Origin of the sequence: Pseudomonas sp. B21-040, from assembly GCF_024748695.1 — a bacterium.
GTDB lineage: Bacteria > Pseudomonadota > Gammaproteobacteria > Pseudomonadales > Pseudomonadaceae > Aquipseudomonas.
On record NZ_CP087176.1, the window covers coordinates 4,839,479 to 4,856,405 of the forward strand.

Here is a 16,927-nt window from a genome sequence, read left to right on the forward strand (position 1 = left end):
TTCACTCCGAACCGGCGACAGAACTTATAACTATATTCATATTTAGGTCCTGCAACCCGCAAATTCCATGCACCAGTCGACTGTTCAAGCTATGCAAAGCCATAGCATCGTTCAACCAATGATGCTGTATATGTTCATCGCCCACACCATCGGCAACGGCAATATTGATAGAGTAATCGCCCTGAATCAGAATAGGCATTCTGAATGAGAAGCTCACCCTTACCTCTTCCGTTGGTCGCACACTCAATCCCGAGTTACGGAACGCGAGGTCCGTCCCCTCTGCAAACACATACTGACCCAATCGATCTTTTAGCATGATGCCGAAGGCAGGATTTTTAATATGTTTGGCGGCTTTCGCAAGTATCGTGAATCTGACGGACTCTCCCCCCGCCAAGGTGCTGACTCGGTCGCCCATTTCATTTTCAAACCAAGCATTAACAATGGTTATGCCTTCGCTTCCGAAACACTCAGCTTGATCTCTGAAAGGAGAAGCTTTGATTACGTTTTCAGGCAATTCGCTTGCATTATAGTGCTCGGCTCTGCCGTCAGTGGAATGTAAGATCAGATGTTCGGTATCTTCTTCATTTACAATATTTTGTATGTCTTTTTCAGCATAAAGGTCTTTTATATATGTCCTACATATAACATCTGTTGTATCCACGATCGGCGGGCCATTTTTGGTTAGAAGCACGCCCCGCTCACACAAATTGACAACGGCGCTGGTGTCATGGCTTACAAATACTACTGTACCGCCTTTTTCCTGGTGAGCACGCAAGAAGCGCATACACTTCTGCTGAAAGAAAACATCACCAACCGCCAATGCTTCGTCAACAATCAAGATATCAGCGTCTACATGAGCAATAACCGAAAAGGCAAGACGAACATACATTCCACTGGAATACGTTTTTACCGGTTGATCTATAAAATCAGCGATTTCGGAGAACGCTACTATGTCGTCGAATCGGGACTCGGCTTCCTTTCGACTCAACCCCAAAACGGCAGCATTTAGAAAAACGTTTTCTCTTCCCGAAAACTCTGGATTGAACCCCGAGCCCAACTCAAGCAAGGCTGCAATTCGCCCGTTGGTTTCTATACTTCCTTGTGAAGGATGAAGCGTGCCACAAATAATTTGAAGCAATGTTGATTTTCCGGCTCCATTTCGACCAATAATGCCTACCGTTTCGCCTCTTTTTATTTCAAACGATACATCTTTAAGAGCCCAAAACTCTTTGTAGTACTGCCTACCAGATTGACCAAAAATTTTCCGAAGAACCGGCAGAAAAAACTGTTTCAATCGATCCCTTGGACTGGCGTAAACTTCGTAGAACTTACTGATATCAGTTACACGAATGGCATAATCATTAAAGGACATCCGCAAACCCCTTCCTAGTTTTTTGGAACCAGACGTACCCAATATACGCAACAACCGCCGACGCCAGAAAATACAACAGCAGACCTTTCCAATCGGGGAGAGCCCCCCATATAAGCACAGTTCGGCACTGCTCTATAATAAACGTTAATGGATTTAATAGAATATAGGAACGAAAGCGTTCTGGAACAGCATCAAGGGGATAGAAAACAGGAGACAAAAACATCAGCACTGTTGTAACAATCGTTACAGTCTGCCCAACATCTCGAATGAAGACACCCAGAGCAGCAAGAAACCATGACAATCCCAAAATCAAGATTACCAAAGGAAGCATAACGAAAGGAATGAAAGCAGCAGTCCACGGAATATGACCATTGAACGCAAGAAGCGCCACAAGCAGGACACCTACGTTTATCAAACTGTTAAACAACGCTGCAAATACTGTGACGAGAGAAAGTATTTCTACAGGAAAAATAACCTTCTTTACAAAGTTGGCATTGGCAACTATTAAAGAGGGAGCTCTGTTGATCACATCGCAAAACAAATTCAGCACTATAATACCGACGAACAACACTACCGCAAACTGAGTCTTACTATCGTCGCCTCCCGCCCCTCCCCATCGAGCTTTGAAAATTTCAGAAAATACAAATGTATAGACAACAAGCATTAGAATCGGATTAAAAAGTGACCACAGCAAGCCTAGCGCAGAGCCTTTATACCGACCAGCGACTTCACGCCTTGTCATTTGAGAAATAATTTGCTTATTTCGCCACATATTTTTAATAAGTGCTACTGGCGAAATCGAATGAGCGGAATGAGGGTTCGTGCTTATGTGTACTTGAGTCATAACCGACCCTTCCTATCTGGATATTTTACGCATGAGTTAACGTCGCACATAACCGCAAGTAATATCTGGTCAGATTGCATTGCATAATACCGCTAACATGAGCGCGCAGCCTCCTAACTTTGTTTGCCGATACACACCAGATCGTTTCAAATTCAAAAACCGCTTGGCAATACTACCGTTTCGAGCGCGCTTGAAGTCATTAAGTATCGACCTATTACTAGTAGTGAGCAGCGACTGCATCGACTCCAAAGCAGTAATATTATTCTGATTCCACTCCTGAAAACGGCCGCTAAACATCATACCTAGACGTTTTAGACGAGAATATAAATCAGAGTTGGAACCGACAAGATTACTGCCATGTTGCCGGTAGCACACAAATGGACGCTCATCATAATGAACGATGCCGCCAACCCCACAAATTACTAAATATGCCCACCAATCGTGGGAGACTATCGGAAAACTCCTTCCAATATTTTTTAGTACCTGCTGAGCGGCACGATTGAATACCATCGTATTCCCCCCTGCCAAACTCTGTACCAACGAATTGTTAAATGATGGCGGACGTTTGAATAACGGCGATTTACCAACCGATTCGCCACTTGCTGTAATAGTTTCGGTACGCCCGCAATAAAGCGCAGGTACGTGATCAGGTACAGTTTTGATCCATTCTAGGGCTTTTGCTATTTTTTCTTCATGCCAGATATCATCTTGGTCCGCCCAAGAGTAATAATCTGACGTGTCCGCAAGATCGCACACAATAGACATGAAGTTTTGTGCGAAGCCATTACGAGGCCCATCAAGAATTTTAAGTTTTTCGACGCCCCAGCGGGCCTGGTAACTTCGTAGAATATCAAGTGTTGCATCCGAGGATCCATCATCTGATACCACGACCGACCATCTTGAATGTGTTTGATCCGCGATTGAATCAAGCTGTTGCGCCAAAAAACGCTCACCGTTGAAGGTACAGAGCATAACTGTAACGTGATCTAATCCAGCGGACGACGGGCTATCTTTCCCTTCCTGGGGCATAACCGAACTCTTTTGAGAGCCAGACGTAAAACGGCTTGTCACTCGACACAGCTCCCTACAATTCTCTTGCTCACCGAGCTAGAGCTTGATTCTGAATTTCTCCCGTTCGCACGCACGGTGAGACAGGTATAAATGTACAATTATAGCCACTCCCCTCCCTAATTAATAGCCACTTGCCATCAATCAAAGCCCGCAGCCGCGTGATGCGGAGGTAAAAACTGGATGCGCAAATCAAAAAACCAAGCAGCACCCCAGCAGCTTGCTAAGGATACCAAGTTGTTGGTAGAAGAACAAAAGGATGGCACTCTGCCCACCGTCCCCGGCGAAAACGGAGGGCAGGCTGGGGGGTTATTTCACTGGATTATCTGATGTTCCAAATCGAGCGGAAATACTCACAAAACAAATGAGGATAAATAGCACTCTATCTCGATAACGACGTCGGCACTTGTGAGCCTGTGCTGCCAAGTAGAGTAGTTGGGGCGCGCCTAGCGTTATCCACCGTTTTACAAAAGCATGATTCGTTTTATTGAAAACTTGTACCATCAATAATACTTGAGAGAACCACCAACCACTTCTGATTGATTTATAACGAGAGGCAAGGGATTTCAACCCGACGTTGGCACCAACCTGATTATTCGAATGCTGACGATAAAGCACACCCGACTGAGAATCGATAAACCATTTGTAATTATTAGCGCGCGCGTAACCATAACAAAACCAATCATGTAGAGTTATTGACTGGATGATTTCCCAGCTATCGCATAACGTACTTTTTATACCCGCTGCCAGGCGCTTATTGAAAACATACGTACACCCAGGTCCTGCAGCTTCGAAAAGATAGTCCCACGCAACCTGCGGCTGGGCTTTATTCAGCAAGCAACTTCGCCCATCTGGCCAAAAAGCGGTAACACTACTTGAGTAAGCATCACACACCCCGCTTTGCAGAAAGTGAGTAGCCCGCTTAAGTTTGTCAGATAACCAAATATCATCTTGATCAGAGAATGCTACAAAGTCGTAATCGCTAAACTCCACATCTCTAATCAGGCGGTAAAAATTCTTTCCCGCGCCACCATAGCTTCCGGCGAAAGGCAACAAGACGATATTCGTGTTTCTTTTACAGAGGGAAGCGCACCATTTTTCTGTACCGTCCGTAGAAGGATCCACACTTATAAAAATGGTTACTTCTACGCCTACCTGATCTTGAATTGAATTGATCTGGGCCTCAATCCATAACATCCCGTTATAGGCAGCCAGTAGCACTGCAATTTTTGGCTTAACCACTGACTGCTTCTCACGTAAGAACGAAAAAAAGGTGCTCAATACACGCTGGAAATCAAAAGCTTCGCCAAATATTGACCGTAGCCAGTCTTTTTCAAAGCTTCCGCTTGAGCGACTAACTGCTCGGCTGTAATCCAGCCATTGTGATAGGCAATTTCTTCCAGGCAAGCAACTTTCAGACCCTGGCGCTGCTCGATGGTATGAACAAAGTGACTCGCCTCCAGAAGCGAATCGTGGGTCCCAGTGTCCAGCCAGGCGAAACCGCGGCCGAGCATTTCAACATTAAGAGTTTTCTGCTCAAGATAGGCGCGGTTCACGTCGGTAATTTCCAACTCACCTCGCTCGGAAGGCTTGATGTTCTTGGCGATCTCGACAACCTTATTGTCGTAGAAGTACAGCCCCGTCACAGCGTAACTGGACTTTGGCTTGAGCGGTTTCTCTTCAATACTTAGCGCCCGGCCGCTCACATCAAACTCGACAACACCAAAGCGCTCCGGGTCCGAGACGTGATAACCGAATACGGTCGCACCGTGCTGTTGAGAACTGGCGGAGCGCAAGTTATCCGAGAAGTGCTGACCGTAAAAGATATTGTCGCCCAGGATCAGGCAGCACGGGTCTTTGCCTATGAACTCTTCGCCGATGATAAACGCTTGTGCCAAACCGTCCGGGCTAGGCTGTTCGGCGTAAGTCAGCTTGATGCCATACAGGCTACCGTCACCAAGCAACTTGCGGAAGCACGGCAAATCTTCCGGAGTGGAGATGATCAATATTTCGCGCATACCTGCCAGCATCAGCACCGACAGCGGATAGAAGATCATCGGTTTGTCGTAGATAGGCAACATCTGCTTGGACACACCGAGTGTCAACGGGTGCAAACGTGTACCCGAGCCGCCGGCGAGGATGATGCCTTTACGATTTGTCGTGGTCATTTGTTCAGAACTTCCCTAAGCATTCGGGTTACACCACTTTGCCAATCCGGCAAGTGTAGAGAAAAATTGTCACGCAGTTTCTGAGTATTCAAACGCGAATTCAAAGGACGACGAGCCGGTGTCGGATAAGCGGTCGTTTCGATCGGATGGATCGATGTTACGGCGAGTTGCTCACCATTGGCCTGAGCAAAGCTGATCACATGACTGGCATAACCGTGCCACGAAACTTCACCACTGGCCGCCAGATGATACAGCCCTGCTAGCTCTTGGCGCAGTTGTACCTGCTGAACGGCTAGAGCCGTGATGTCGGCAATCAGATCCGCACCCGTCGGAGCTCCGATCTGATCAGCGATGACACTCAAGGTTTCTCGATCCTTGGCCAGACGCAACATAGTCTTCGCAAAATTGTTGCCACGAGCACCGTAAACCCAACTGGTACGAAAAATTAGGTATTTGCAGCCAGATTCAATAATTGCCTGTTCACCGGCCAGTTTACTGGCCCCATAGCGGTTCACCGGCGCAACAGCGTCAGTCTCTTGCCATGGCGTCGAACCCTTCCCGCTGAAGACGTAGTCAGTCGAGTAGTGAATCAGCCAAGCCCCCAGGGACAAGGCCTCTTCAGCCATGACCTGACTCGCCTGGCCGTTCACACGATCGGCTAGCTCAGTATCTGACTCGGCCTTATCGACGGCAGTATAGGCCGCGGCGTTGACAATGAAGTCAGGTTTAACCTGACGAATCGTCGCACGCAAAGCGTCGAGATTAAACAGATCGCCGCTCAAGCCATCGACGGTTTGACGATCGAGAGCGATCAAATCGCCTAACGGCGCGAGAGAGCGTTGCAACTCCCATCCGACCTGACCGTTTTTTCCAAACAGAAGAATTTTCATGCCTTGCTCGAGCGATCCGCGTAATTCTCGTCGATCCACTGTTGATAGCTGCCGCTTTTCACATGCGCTACCCACTCTGTGTTGCTGAGGTACCACTCGACAGTTTTGCGAATGCCGGTTTCGAACGTTTCTTCCGGCGTCCAACCCAACTCACGCTGGATTTTGCTGGCATCGATTGCGTAACGCTGATCATGGCCGGGGCGATCTTGGACATAGGTAATCAGGCTCGCGTGCGGGCGATGGGCGGAGTCTGGACGCAATTCATCCAGCAACGCGCAAAGGGTATGCACGACTTCGATGTTTTGCTTTTCGTTATGGCCGCCGATGTTGTACGTCTCGCCGATGACACCTCCGGTCACGACTTTGTACAGTGCACGGGCGTGGTCTTCTACATAGAGCCAGTCACGAACCTGGTTGCCTTTGCCGTAAACCGGCAACGGCTTGCCTTCCAGTGCATTGAGAATGATCAGAGGGATCAATTTCTCAGGGAAATGGCATGGTCCGTAGTTGTTGGAGCAGTTGGTAACCAGGGTCGGCAAGCCGTAAGTACGACTCCACGCGCGCACCAGATGATCGGAACTCGCCTTGCTTGCCGAATAGGGCGAGCTCGGTTGATACGGCGTAGTTTCGGTGAAGAGGTCTTCTGGACCTTCCAGGTCTCCATAGACTTCGTCAGTCGAAATATGGTGAAAGCGGAATTTGCCCTTGCGCTCATCATCCATAGCAGCCCAGTACTGGCGTGCAGCTTCCAGCAGCGTGTAAGTGCCAATGATGTTGGTCTGGATAAATTCAGACGGACCAGAGATAGAGCGATCAACGTGAGACTCTGCGGCCAGATGCATAATCGCATCGGGTTGGTGCTCACGCAGGACGCGGTCGATCTGGTCACGATCGCAGATGTCGACCCGCTCAAACACATAACGCGAGTTCTGGCTAACTTCTGCCAAGGACTCGAGATTGCCGGCATAAGTCAACTTATCGACGTTAACAACGGAGTCGGTAGTGTTGGAAATAATGTGACGGATGACTGCCGAGCCGATAAACCCGGCGCCGCCGGTAACTAGAATTTTCACGCGAAACCATACCCTTGAGGTGCTGACAGGGCCGCCAACCGAGCGCTGTCTAATCCATAAATGCAAAAGCCATCAAGTTCGCCGAGGCTTCTGACAGAGTCAACCTGAACCGACATGGGAATATGCCACTATCGGATAAGCGCAGCATTTTACAGCTTAATGAAGGTTTTACTAATGGATATAGACAAGCTGTGGCGCAAAATCGACGTGCGTCATGCGACTGACGAAATCAGACCAGCCGCTTGCGTAAAGCACGGGCCGCGCGCCCCAGAAACCAGCCAAGCAGCGGACCGATGACCATGCCGACCAGCAACGCAAGAACCACCACCAGCGACACTGGTAGTTGCGGCCCTGCCCAGCCAAGAAATAGCAGGGAAACCGATTGTTGATTCTCTAAAACAAACGCCAGAATCACCAATACGAGCAACAACACAAACAAGGCGAGCAATACACGCTTGAGATTACGCATAAGTGGCTCCTTGGATTACGGCAGCCGTCAAAGCCCCTCCTCCTCATCCTCGTTCACACGATCACGCAGCTCTTTGCCTGGTTTGAAATGTGGAACGAACTTGCCGTCGAGGCTGACGGACTGACCGGTTTTTGGATTGCGACCTACGCGCGGTGCGCGGTAGTGCAGGGAGAAGCTGCCAAAACCACGGATCTCGATACGATCTCCAGTGGCCAGACATTGGGACATTTGCTCAAGCATGGTCTTGATGGCCAACTCCACATCCTTGGATGAGAGCAGCCCTTGATGGGTGACAATTCGTTCGATCAACTCCGACTTCGTCATATTTTTCCCTTCTTTTTCAAGCAGCTAGGAAAATCGCTTCAGAGGTTTTAGCATGCCCGGAGGAATTTGAACAGTCCAGGACTTGACATATCGCCATCAAAATTGAGCCGTTCAATTTCAAGTCACCTCAAGACACACAGCCTCACCGGCAAATTACCAGCATGGTCCGCGTGAAGTATCCCGCCGGGTTGAAACCAAAGGGGAATTCATCTTCATCCTTGACGTCATCGGATCGAGCCAGGACCTTGTACCCCTGCTTTTTGCACTCCTTGTCCGCTCGCTTGCGACACTTCTCCCATCCGGATCCCATCCCGGAACAATCAATCTCGATACCACTAACCCCGCGCACGACGTGAGTCTTGGCATTAGTAGTACAACCCGCCAATGTCAGTACTGCTATTGCGACAATGAGCTTGTTCATTCACTTCCTTATGCCGGACGCTCTGCCCGGCTGTCGTTCACTTCAGGCTAAAGGTTAGCTGCAAACAAACGGTTTGATCCGACCAAAGTAAGAGACCGCTTATAGGAGATACTGGTTTCACAAGCAATCACGTTGCCGCAACCCAACTACATCGGCAATCTCACCAAATCGCAGGCATAAAAAAGGGCGACCGAAGTCGCCCTTTTTCTATGGTCTGACAGAACTTAGTTCTGTTTTTCCATTTGTGCACGCAACAGGTCGCCCAGAGTGGTAGGACCAGCAGCGACGTCAGCAGCAGGCTTGTCTTTCAAGCTCTGGATTGCTTCTTTCTCGTCTTCAACGTCTTTCGACTTGATCGACAGCTGGATTACACGGCTCTTACGGTCAACGCTGATGATCTTGGCTTCTACTTCTTCGCCTTCTTTCAGAACGTTACGCGCGTCTTCAACGCGGTCACGGCTGATTTCGGAGGCTTTCAGAGTCGCTTCGATATCGTCGGCCAGAGTGATGATGGCGCCTTTAGCGTCAACTTCTTTCACGATGCCTTTAACGATTGCGCCTTTGTCGTTCTCTTGAACGTACTCGGAGAACGGATCGCTTTCCAGTTGCTTGATACCCAGGGAGATACGCTCGCGCTCTGGGTCAACCGACAGGATAACGGTGTCCAGCTCGTCGCCCTTCTTGAAGCGGCGAACGGCTTCTTCGCCCACTTCGTTCCAGGAGATGTCGGACAGGTGAACCAGACCGTCGATGCCGCCGTCCAGACCAATGAAGATACCGAAATCGGTGATCGACTTGATGGTGCCGGAGATTTTATCGCCCTTGTTGAACTGGCCAGAGAAATCTTCCCATGGGTTAGATTTGCACTGCTTGATGCCCAGGGAGATACGACGACGCTCTTCGTCGATGTCCAGAACCATAACTTCCACTTCGTCGCCGACTTGTACGACTTTCGAAGGGTGGATGTTCTTGTTGGTCCAGTCCATTTCGGAAACGTGTACCAGACCTTCAACGCCTTCTTCCAGCTCAGCGAAGCAGCCGTAGTCGGTCAGGTTGGTTACACGAGCGGTAACGCGAGTGCTTTCTGGGTAACGGGCTTTGATAGCAACCCATGGATCTTCGCCCAGTTGCTTGAGGCCCAGGGAAACACGATTGCGTTCGCGATCGTACTTCAGAACCTTGACATCGATCTCGTCGCCAACGTTGACGATTTCGGAAGGATGCTTGATACGCTTCCAAGCCATGTCGGTAATGTGCAGCAGGCCATCCACGCCACCCAGATCGACGAATGCGCCGTAATCGGTGAGGTTTTTGACGATACCTTTGACTTGCTGACCTTCCTGCAGGGATTCCAGCAGAGCTTCACGCTCGGCGGAGTTCTCGGCTTCGAGGACGCTGCGACGGGAAACGACAACGTTGTTGCGTTTCTGGTCGAGTTTGATGACCTTGAATTCCAGCTCTTTGCCTTCCAGGTGCGTAGTATCGCGCACAGGACGGACGTCAACCAGAGAACCTGGCAGGAACGCACGGATGCCGTTAACGTCGACAGTGAAGCCGCCTTTAACCTTACCGTTGATAACGCCCTTGACCACTTCTTCGGCTGCGAAGGCTGCTTCCAGAACAATCCAGCATTCAGCGCGCTTGGCTTTTTCACGGGACAGCTTGGTTTCACCAAAGCCGTCTTCAACCGAGTCCAGAGCAACGTGAACTTCGTCACCGACGTTGATGTTCAGTTCGCCAGCGTCGTTGTAGAACTGCTCAAGCGGGATGAGTGCTTCAGACTTCAGGCCAGCGTGAACGGTTACCCAGCGAGCTTGGTAATCGATATCAACGATAACACCGGTGATGATGGAGCCTGCCTGAAGGTTCAGGGTTTTTAGGCTTTCTTCAAAGAGTTCCGCAAAGCTTTCGCTCATTTTAATTCCTGTTGATGAGGGCGAAGACTACGCCCATCTCCACACCCCAGACGGTATGGGTTAGTTTCATTTAAAAGAAGCCACCGCAGGACTATGACTGGTCCCCTGCGGCCTTCTTGGTCACCCGGCGATATCGCGAATGGCGATCTCGCTCATGATGCGTTCCAGCACCTGATCGATGGATAATTCCGTGGAATCCAGCTGTATGGCGTCAGCCGCCGGTTTGAGCGGGGCTACCGCTCGCTGGGTGTCACGCTCATCGCGAACACGTATCTCATCTAGCAGACTCGACAGACTAACACCATCGACTTTGCCCTTCAACTGCAAGTATCGACGGCGCGCACGCTCCTCGGCACTGGCGGTGAGGAAAATCTTCAAGGGCGCGTCCGGAAAAACCACCGTGCCCATGTCGCGGCCGTCAGCGACCAGGCCCGGCATTTCCTGGAATGCACGCTGGCGCTGCAGCAGCGCCTCGCGCACAGCGGGCAGCGCCGCAACCTGGGATGCGCCGGCGCCGACACTTTCAGTGCGAATCACATCACTGACTTCATCGCCTTCCAGAATGATTCGCTGCAACTGACCGTCGGTCGCAGCGATAAATTGCACGTCCAGATGAGCGGCGAGTGCTTTCAGCAACTCTTCATTGGTCAGATCAACACCATGATTGTGCGCAGCGAACGCCAGCAATCGGTACAACGCGCCCGAATCCAGCAGATTCCAGCCCAGACGCTTTGCCAATATCCCGGCGATGGTGCCTTTACCGGAACCGCTCGGACCATCGATGGTAATGACTGGCGACTTGTTGATCACGACTGAGCCTCTTCAGCAACCCGGATACCGACCTGTGCGCACAACGCGAGGAAGTTCGGGAACGACGTCGCAACGTTGGCGCAGTCATGAATGCGGATCGACGCAGTCGCGCGCAGCGATGCAACGCTGAATGCCATGGCGATCCGGTGGTCACCATGACCATGCACCACACCGCCGCCGATCTGGCCGCCGTCGATGATGATGCCATCCGGGGTCGGTTCGCATTTGACGCCCAGCGCCAGCAAGCCATCAGCCATGACCTGAATCCGGTCCGACTCTTTGACCCGCAGCTCTTCAGCGCCTCGCAGCACCGTGCGCCCTTCGGCACAGGCTGCAGCCACGAACAGCACCGGGAATTCGTCGATAGCCAGTGGAACCAGCGCTTCGGGAATCTCGATACCTTTCAGTTTAGCTGCACGAACGCGCAAATCTGCAACGGGCTCGCCGCCGACTTCACGCTGGTTTTCCAGCGTGATATCGGCGCCCATCAGACGCAGAATATCGATAACGCCAGTACGCGTCGGATTGATTCCAACGTGCTCAAGCACCAGCTCCGAACCTTCAGCGATCGACGCCGCCACGAGGAAGAATGCGGAGGAAGAGATATCGCCCGGCACTTCAATGTGGGTAGCAGTGAGTTTGTGACCGGATTCGACCGACGCGGTCGCGCCATTGACAGTAACCGGGTAGCCGAAGCCGCGCAGCATGCGCTCGGTGTGGTCACGAGTCGGTGCCGGTTCGGTAACAGTGGTCTTGCCTTCGGCATACAAACCGGCCAGCAACAGGCAGGATTTCACCTGAGCACTGGCCATCGGCATGGTGTAGGTCAGGCCTTTGAGCTTATTGCCGCCACGGATGATCATCGGCGGGCGACCTTCAGCAGCGGTCTCGATCACCGCCCCCATTTCACGCAGCGGATTGGCCACACGATTCATTGGGCGCTTGGACAGCGAAGCATCGCCCGTCAGGGTGCTGTCGAAGTTCTGCGCAGCCAGCAGGCCCGACAGCAGGCGCATCGACGTACCGGAGTTACCCAGATAGATCGGGCCTGGCGCAGGTTTCAGGCCATGCAGGCCAACGCCGTGAATGGTCACGCGACCATGGTGCGGACCTTCGATCACAACGCCCATGTCACGGAAGGCCTGCAGGGTCGCCAGAGCGTCTTCGCCCTCAAGGAAGCCTTCGACTTCGGTGACGCCTTCAGCCAGGGAGCCGAGCATGATCGAACGGTGGGAAATCGATTTGTCACCTGGTACGCGAATCCGACCGGACAAGCGGCCACCAGGTTGAGCCAGGAAAATCAGATCGTTGGAATTCATAGCGTCCACATAGGCCCGGCGGGCCAGGATTTTACTGAAATGCTCGCGGGCAACCCGGGCGCGCGTGAACACGCCCAACAATTGGTGCCCATCCCCTGCATCGACCGCGTCGCGCAAGGCGTCGAGGTCGCTGCGAAATGTATCGAGTGTGCGCAGGACAGCTTCGCGGTTGGCGAGGAAGATGTCGTGCCACATGACCGGGTCGCTCCCCGCGATTCTTGTGAAATCGCGGAAACCGCCGGCAGCGTAACGGAAGATCTCAAGGTTTTCATTGCGCTTGGCCAACGAATCGACCAAACCGAACGCCAACAGGTGTGGCAAATGGCTCGTCGCCGCCAACACTTCATCGTGGCGTTCGACCTGCATGTGTTCGACATCGGCGCCCAATTCGCGCCACAAACGGTCGACCACTGCCAGCGCGGCCGGATCGGTTTGATCCAGCGGCGTCAGAATCACTTTATGACGACGGAACAGCTCGGCATTGGAGGCTTCCACCCCGCTCTGCTCGGAACCGGCAATCGGATGCCCCGGCACGAAACGCGACGGCATGCCGCCAAAAGCTTCAGTTGCCGCACGCACCACATTGCCTTTGGCACTGCCGACGTCAGTCAGAATCGCAGCACCCAGATCCATTGCAGCCAGGCGCGCCAGCATTTTTTCCATGGCAAGGATCGGCACGGCCAGCTGAATCACGTCAGCGCCCTGGCACGCAACAGCCAGGTCTTCTTCGCAGCGATCCACCACGCCCAACTCGACCGCCAGTTTGCGCGACTGCGGGTCGAGATCGACCCCCACCACTTCGCGGCACAGGCCACTTTCACGCAAACCCTTGGCGAACGAACCACCGATCAATCCCAGACCGACCACCACCAGGCGACCGATCATAGGTGCAGCAGATTGCAGTGCAGTGACATCAACCACGAGCCAGAACCTTGGTCAGCGCCTCAAGGAAGCGACTGTTTTCAGCCGGCAAACCGATGGTGATGCGCAGATGGTTCGGCATACCGTAATTGGCCACAGGACGCACAATCACACCTTCACGCAGCAACCCCTGGAACACCGGCGCGGCCACTTGACCCAGATCGACACAGATGAAGTTGCCCTTGGATGGAATCCAGCTCAACCCCAGTTCACGAAAACCCGCTTGCAGTTGCTGCATACCGGATTCGTTCAGGCGACGGCTTTCAGCCAGGTACTCGACATCCTGCAACGCAGCACACGCCGCGGCCAGGGCCAGGCTGTTGACGTTGAACGGCTGGCGGACACGGTTCAGCACATCAGCGACGACGGCAGTGGACAAGCCATAACCAACGCGCAGCGATGCCAGGCCATAGGCCTTGGAGAACGTGCGCGAAACCAGCAGGTTCGGGTAAGCCGCGAGGAAATCCAGGCCATCCGGCAGATCACTGCCTTCGGCGTACTCGATGTAAGCCTCATCCAGCACCACCAGCACGTGCTCCGGCACGTCTTGCAGGAATTCGTCCAGCGCCTCGGTATCGAACCAGGTCCCGGTCGGGTTGTTCGGGTTGGCGATGAACACCACACGAGTATTGGCATCGATGGCCGCCAGCATTGCAGGCAGGTCATGCCCCCAATCCTTGGCCGGAACCACCTTGGCCTGCGCGCCGACAGCCTGAGTCGCAATGGGATAAACCGCGAACGCGTGTTCGCTGAACACGGCGTTGAGGCCCGGCGCCAGATAGGCACGCGCGACCAACTCAAGAATGTCATTGGAGCCATTGCCCAATGTCACCTGGCTCAGTTCGACGCGACACTGCTCGGCCAACAGGGTCTTGAGTGCAAAGCCGTTGCCGTCCGGATAGCGGGTCAGTTCGGCCAGCGCATCGCGAACCGCGGCCAGCGCCTTGGGGCTTGCGCCCAACGGGTTTTCGTTGCTGGCCAGTTTGACGATGCTCGCCGGATCAAGGTCCAGCTCACGTGCCAGCTCATCCACAGGCTTGCCCGGAACGTAAGGCGAAAGTTGTTGCACGCCCGGCTGTGCCAGAGCGAGGAAGTCTCCACTCATTTGCTACCCCTTAGAGAACTGCTTTCGGGTAGGAACCCAGCACTTTGAGTGCCACTGCTTCCTGACTGATCTTTTCCAGCACACCTTTGACCAATGGATCACGGTGGTGGCCGACGAAGTCGATGAAGAACACGTAGGTCCATTTACCGCTGCGCGATGGACGCGTTTCGATTCGCGTCAGGTCGATTCCGTTGTCGTGGAACGGCACCAGCAACTCGTGAAGCGCACCGGGTTTGTTGCTCATGGAGACGATGATCGAAGTCTTGTCGTCGCCAGTCGGCGGCACTTCCTGGCTACCGATCATCAGGAATCGCGTGGAGTTATCCGGGCGATCCTCGATTTTCTCGGCCAGGCGGGTCAGCCCGTACAGGCCGGCAGCCATGTCGCCGGCAATCGCCGCCGAGTTCCACTCACCTTTTACTCGCTTGGCCGCTTCGGCGTTGCTGGACACCGCCACGCGCTCGACATTCGGGTAGTGCGCGTCCAGCCACTTGCGGCACTGGGCCAGGGACTGGGCATGGGAGTAGATGCGGCTGATGCTGTCAGTCTTGGTGTTTTCACCGACCAACAGGTGGTGGTGAATCCGCAACTCGACTTCGCCACAGATGACCATGTCGTGTTCCAGAAAACTATCGAGGGTGTGGTTGACCGCACCTTCGGTGGAGTTTTCCACCGGCACCACGCCAAAATTCACCGCACCGGCCGCCACTTCGCGGAACACTTCGTCGATCGCCGCCATTGGCTTGCTGATCACGGCGTGGCCGAAGTGCTTCATGGCCGCCGCTTGAGTGAACGTGCCTTCAGGGCCGAGGTAAGCCACTTTCAGCGGCTGCTCGAGCGCCAGGCACGAGGACATGATTTCACGGAACAACCGCGCCATCTCTTCGTTGCCCAACGGCCCCTGATTGCGCTCCATTACGCGCTTGAGCACCTGGGCTTCACGCTCAGGACGATAGAACACCGGCACTTCGCCTTCGGCCAGCGAGGCCATCTTTACTCGCGCAACTTCCTGGGCGCAACGTGCGCGCTCACTGATCAGCTCAAGGACTTTTTCGTCCAGGGCATCAATGCGCAGGCGCAGTGCCTTGAGTTCTTGCTCAGACATCAGCCGTGTTCCTTCTCGAACTCTGCCATGTACGAAACCAGTGCGTTGACCGCAACGATATCGACGGCGTTATAGATGGAGGCGCGCATGCCACCCACGGAACGGTGGCCCTTGAGGTTCAACAAGCCACGCTCGTCGGCACCGGCCAGGAACGGCTTGTCGAGACGGTCGTCCGCCAAACGGAACGGCACGTTCATCCACGAGCGGTCAGGCGTGTTGATCGGGTTGCTGTACAAGCCGCTGGCATCGATGAAGTTGTACAGCGTGCGCTGCTTCACTTCGTTGAGCTTGCCGATGGCTTCAACGCCACCTTGCTCCTTGAGCCACTCGAACACCAGACCAGACAAGTACCAGGCCAGGGTTGGAGGCGTGTTGTACATCGAGCCGTTATCGGCGGCGACCTTGTAGTTGAGCATGGTCGGGCAAATGGAACGGGCGTGACCCAACAGGTCCTCGCGAACGATGTTCACCACGATACCGCTCGGACCGATGTTTTTCTGGGCGCCAGCGTAGATCATGCCGAAACGCGAAACATCGACCGGACGCGAAAGAATGTCCGAAGACATGTCGGCGACCAGCGGAACGTCGCCGGTTTCCGGGATCCACTGGAATTCCAGGCCACCGATGGTTTCGTTTGGTGCGTAGTGAACGTAGGCCGCGTCTTTCGACAGCTTCCATTCGTTCTGACCAGGAATGGCGAAATAGTCGTAAGGCTTGGCGGTAGCGGCAACGTTGACGTGGCCGAAGCGCGAAGCCTCTTCGATAGCTTTCTGCGACCAGATACCGGTGTCGATATAGTCGGCAGAGCCGTTTTCCGGCAACAGGTTCAGAGGAATCTGAGCAAATTGCTGGCTGGCGCCACCTTGCAGAAACAGCACTTTATAGTTCGAGGGGATATTCAGCAGATCACGCAGATCCTGCTCGGCCTTGGTGGCAATGGACACGAACTCATCGCTGCGATGGCTCATCTCCATGACCGACAGACCTTTACCATGCCAGTCGAGCAACTCGGACTGGGCACGCAACAGGACAGCTTCAGGAAGCGCAGCAGGACCTGCGCAGAAGTTATAGGCTCGTTTGCTCACATCCACTCTCGCTATGCAATCACGGTAGCGGACAGAG

16 protein-coding genes are annotated in these 16,927 nt (G+C 53.2%); all 16 read right to left on the minus strand.

All coding sequences use genetic code 11. The features are described from left to right. Position 1: 1 nt before the first annotated feature. Positions 2-1,372 (minus strand): ABC transporter ATP-binding protein, encoded by a 1,371-nt coding sequence (locus tag LOY55_RS22150; RefSeq protein WP_258666741.1) that lies wholly within the window; start codon positions 1,370-1,372, stop codon positions 2-4. Continuing rightward, on the minus strand, positions 1,362-2,216 hold the full coding sequence (locus LOY55_RS22155) for an ABC transporter permease (protein WP_258666744.1): 855 nt from the start codon (positions 2,214-2,216) through the stop codon (positions 1,362-1,364). Before LOY55_RS22155 ends, LOY55_RS22150 begins: the two co-directional genes overlap by 11 nt. A gap of 69 nt (positions 2,217-2,285) precedes the next feature. Beyond that, a complete protein-coding gene (locus tag LOY55_RS22160) occupies positions 2,286-3,245 on the minus strand; it encodes a glycosyltransferase family 2 protein (protein WP_258666746.1) in 960 nt (319 codons plus the stop codon). A gap of 348 nt (positions 3,246-3,593) precedes the next feature. Beyond that, positions 3,594-4,526: a glycosyltransferase gene (locus LOY55_RS22165; RefSeq protein WP_258666748.1), complete on the minus strand. Its 933-nt coding sequence runs from the start codon at positions 4,524-4,526 to the stop codon at positions 3,594-3,596. Positions 4,527-4,561: 35 nt separating this feature from the next. Continuing rightward, positions 4,562-5,452, minus strand: a complete 891-nt coding sequence (rfbA, locus tag LOY55_RS22170) for a glucose-1-phosphate thymidylyltransferase RfbA (protein WP_258666750.1) — start codon at positions 5,450-5,452, stop codon at positions 4,562-4,564. Next, positions 5,449-6,342, minus strand: a complete 894-nt coding sequence (rfbD, locus tag LOY55_RS22175) for a dTDP-4-dehydrorhamnose reductase (RefSeq protein WP_258666752.1) — start codon at positions 6,340-6,342, stop codon at positions 5,449-5,451. Before rfbD ends, rfbA begins: the two co-directional genes overlap by 4 nt. Then, positions 6,339-7,415 (minus strand): dTDP-glucose 4,6-dehydratase, encoded by a 1,077-nt coding sequence (rfbB, locus tag LOY55_RS22180; RefSeq protein ID WP_258666754.1) that lies wholly within the window; start codon positions 7,413-7,415, stop codon positions 6,339-6,341. The genes rfbD and rfbB overlap by 4 nt, the downstream gene beginning before the upstream one ends. A 229-nt stretch (positions 7,416-7,644) precedes the next feature. Then, positions 7,645-7,884 (minus strand): lipopolysaccharide assembly protein LapA domain-containing protein, encoded by a 240-nt coding sequence (locus LOY55_RS22185; RefSeq protein ID WP_258666757.1) that lies wholly within the window; start codon positions 7,882-7,884, stop codon positions 7,645-7,647. Positions 7,885-7,911: 27 nt separating this feature from the next. After that, on the minus strand, positions 7,912-8,208 hold the full coding sequence (gene ihfB / locus LOY55_RS22190; protein WP_003369729.1) for an integration host factor subunit beta: 297 nt from the start codon (positions 8,206-8,208) through the stop codon (positions 7,912-7,914). A 142-nt stretch (positions 8,209-8,350) separates the two neighbouring features. Next, positions 8,351-8,629 (minus strand): hypothetical protein, encoded by a 279-nt coding sequence (locus LOY55_RS22195; protein WP_109785243.1) that lies wholly within the window; start codon positions 8,627-8,629, stop codon positions 8,351-8,353. 224 nt (positions 8,630-8,853) lie between these two features. Then, positions 8,854-10,545: a 30S ribosomal protein S1 gene (gene rpsA / locus LOY55_RS22200; RefSeq protein ID WP_046031753.1), complete on the minus strand. Its 1,692-nt coding sequence runs from the start codon at positions 10,543-10,545 to the stop codon at positions 8,854-8,856. A gap of 120 nt (positions 10,546-10,665) precedes the next feature. Then, on the minus strand, positions 10,666-11,355 hold the full coding sequence (cmk, locus tag LOY55_RS22205; RefSeq protein ID WP_027924112.1) for a (d)CMP kinase: 690 nt from the start codon (positions 11,353-11,355) through the stop codon (positions 10,666-10,668). Then, positions 11,352-13,559 (minus strand): bifunctional prephenate dehydrogenase/3-phosphoshikimate 1-carboxyvinyltransferase, encoded by a 2,208-nt coding sequence (locus tag LOY55_RS22210; protein WP_258668362.1) that lies wholly within the window; start codon positions 13,557-13,559, stop codon positions 11,352-11,354. Before LOY55_RS22210 ends, cmk begins: the two co-directional genes overlap by 4 nt. A 28-nt stretch (positions 13,560-13,587) precedes the next feature. Next, entirely contained in the window at positions 13,588-14,700 is a 1,113-nt protein-coding gene (gene hisC / locus LOY55_RS22215) for a histidinol-phosphate transaminase (RefSeq protein WP_223522277.1), read from the minus strand. 10 nt (positions 14,701-14,710) lie between these two features. Then, complete coding sequence (gene pheA / locus LOY55_RS22220) at positions 14,711-15,805, minus strand: prephenate dehydratase (RefSeq protein ID WP_007899727.1); 1,095 nt, start codon at positions 15,803-15,805, stop codon at positions 14,711-14,713. Beyond that, positions 15,805-16,890, minus strand: a complete 1,086-nt coding sequence (gene serC / locus LOY55_RS22225; RefSeq protein ID WP_046031750.1) for a 3-phosphoserine/phosphohydroxythreonine transaminase — start codon at positions 16,888-16,890, stop codon at positions 15,805-15,807. Before serC ends, pheA begins: the two co-directional genes overlap by 1 nt. Positions 16,891-16,927 lie beyond the last annotated feature (37 nt).

Bases quoted from the DNA above. Each gene is read 5' to 3' on its own strand.
- LOY55_RS22195 (WP_109785243.1), bottom strand. From the start codon at position 8,629: ATGAACAAGCTCATTGTCGCAATAGCAGTACTGACATTGGCGGGTTGT.
- rfbD (WP_258666752.1), bottom strand. From the start codon at position 6,342: ATGAAAATTCTTCTGTTTGGAAAAAACGGTCAGGTCGGATGGGAGTTG.
- pheA (WP_007899727.1), bottom strand. From the start codon at position 15,805: ATGTCTGAGCAAGAACTCAAGGCACTGCGCCTGCGCATTGATGCCCTG.
- ihfB (WP_003369729.1), bottom strand. From the start codon at position 8,208: ATGACGAAGTCGGAGTTGATCGAACGAATTGTCACCCATCAAGGGCTG.
- LOY55_RS22210 (WP_258668362.1), bottom strand. From the start codon at position 13,559: ATGATCGGTCGCCTGGTGGTGGTCGGTCTGGGATTGATCGGTGGTTCG.
- rpsA (WP_046031753.1), bottom strand. From the start codon at position 10,545: ATGAGCGAAAGCTTTGCGGAACTCTTTGAAGAAAGCCTAAAAACCCTG.
- LOY55_RS22150 (WP_258666741.1), bottom strand. From the start codon at position 1,372: ATGTCCTTTAATGATTATGCCATTCGTGTAACTGATATCAGTAAGTTC.
- LOY55_RS22155 (WP_258666744.1), bottom strand. From the start codon at position 2,216: ATGACTCAAGTACACATAAGCACGAACCCTCATTCCGCTCATTCGATT.
- LOY55_RS22160 (WP_258666746.1), bottom strand. From the start codon at position 3,245: ATGCCCCAGGAAGGGAAAGATAGCCCGTCGTCCGCTGGATTAGATCAC.
- rfbA (WP_258666750.1), bottom strand. From the start codon at position 5,452: ATGACCACGACAAATCGTAAAGGCATCATCCTCGCCGGCGGCTCGGGT.
- LOY55_RS22185 (WP_258666757.1), bottom strand. From the start codon at position 7,884: ATGCGTAATCTCAAGCGTGTATTGCTCGCCTTGTTTGTGTTGTTGCTC.
- hisC (WP_223522277.1), bottom strand. From the start codon at position 14,700: ATGAGTGGAGACTTCCTCGCTCTGGCACAGCCGGGCGTGCAACAACTT.